The 1,803-nt window shown below is 70.0% G+C and carries 2 protein-coding genes; both read right to left on the bottom strand.

What is annotated here, in order from left to right:
• On the bottom strand, positions 1-975 hold a 975-nt coding region (locus tag AC1D15_RS30095; RefSeq protein ID WP_477828907.1), incomplete at its 3' end, for a class I tRNA ligase family protein.
• An 89-nt stretch (positions 976-1,064) separates the two neighbouring features.
• Positions 1,065-1,803 (bottom strand): bifunctional riboflavin kinase/FAD synthetase (locus AC1D15_RS30100; RefSeq protein WP_477828908.1); only part of this gene is annotated, 739 nt, incomplete at its 5' end.

Raw genomic sequence — 1,803 nt, forward strand, 5'->3', positions numbered from 1 at the left:
CAGGTACACCGGGCTCACGCGGTCGTAGCCGGGATCGACGTGGGCCAGCGGGTGGCGGAAGGTGATGCCGTCGAGGTTCTTGCCGAGCGTGGTGGCGAGCACGCTGCCGGTGAGGCCGTAGCGCTCCAGGCACTTGTCGACCAGCGCCGACGCCAGCAGCAGGATGCCGCGCTCGGTGTCGACCAGCGCGTACTCGAGTGCCGGGTTCAGGTTCAGCGCCTGGTTGGCGGGGATGGTCCACGCGGTGGTGGTCCAGATCACCGCGAACGCGTCCTTCGCGAGCGACGGCAGGCCGAAGGCCGTGGCCAGCTTCGCGGGCTCGGCCGCGAGGAAGGCGACGTCGACCGCCTGCGACTGCTTGTCGGCGTACTCGATCTCGAACTCGGCCAGCGACGAGTGGCAGTCGAAGCACCAGTAGACCGGCTTCAGCCCGCGGTACACGAAGCCGCGCTCGATCAGGCGCTTCAGCACGCGGATCTCGTTGGCCTCGTTGCCGAAATCCATCGTGCGGTACGGGTGGTCCCAGTCGCCCAGCACGCCGACGCGCTTGAAGTCGGCCATCTGCTGCGCGATCTGCTCGCCGGCGTAGGTGCGGCTCTTCGCCTGCACGTCAGCGCGTTCGAGGTTGCGGCCGAAGGTCTTCTCGATCTGGTTCTCGATCGGCAGGCCGTGGCAGTCCCAGCCCGGCGTGTAGCGCGCGTCGTAGCCGGCCAGCTGGCGCGCCTTGACGATCATGTCCTTCAGGATCTTGTTGGCCGCGTGGCCGACGTGCAGCGTGCCGTTGGCGTAGGGCGGGCCGTCGTGCAGCACGAAGCGCGGGCGGTTCACGCGGGCGTCGCGCAGCTGCTTGTAGATGCCCTGGTCGCTCCACTCCTTGATCCAGCCCGGTTCGCGCTTGGGCAGGTCGCCGCGCATCGGGAACGGCGTGTCGGGCAGGTTGAGGGTGCTTCGGTAGTCCGTGGTCTTGTCGGTCATGGCTTTGCGCGCCGCGCGGCGCGTCTCGAAGGCAGGGTGCCGGCGCCAGGCGCCGGGGCTCGCGAAAAGAAGGGGAGGAGCGGCGAGCGTTAAATTCGGTCGCGCGTGGTCTGGCGGCGTTGCGCGGCGTACGAGGCGAGGCACACGCGGGCGTCCTGCACGTCCTGCTCGATCGCCGCCGTCAGGGCTTCCAGCCCGTCGAAACGGGCCTCATCGCGAAGTTTGTGCAGCAGTTCCACGCGGACGAGTTTACCGTAGGCCCCCTCGGCCCCGAGGCGTGCGGGCCAATCGAGGCAATGCACTTCGAGCAGCACGCGGCCGGCGTCTTCCACCGTCGGGCGCACACCCAGGCTCGCGACCCCGTCCAGCGGCTGCTCGCCCAGGCCGTGGGTGCGCACCGCGTAGATGCCCATCGCCGCCGACTTGGCGTGCGCGAAGCGCAGGTTCAGCGTGCGGAACCCCAGCTCGCGGCCGAGCTTGCGGCCGTGCACCACGTGGCCGCTGATGCTGTAGGTGCGGCCGAGCAGCGATTCGGCCTGCGCCATGTCGCCGTCGGCCAGCGCCTGGCGCACCGCCGAACTCGACACCCGCAGCCCGTGCACCTCGTAGCTCTTCATGCGGGCGACGTCGARGCCCTGCGCCGGGCCGGCGGCATCGAGCATCGCGTAGTCGCCGGCCCGCTTCGCACCGAAGCGGAAGTCGTCGCCGACCAGGATGTAGCGGGCGCCCAGGCCGCGCACCAGCATGTCGACGATGAAGGCCTCGGGCGACAGCGACGCGAGCGCATGGTCGAAGCGCAGCACGACGACCTGGTCGACGCCGCAGCGC

It is taken from the genome of Rhizobacter sp. P2_H2, assembly GCF_056403375.1.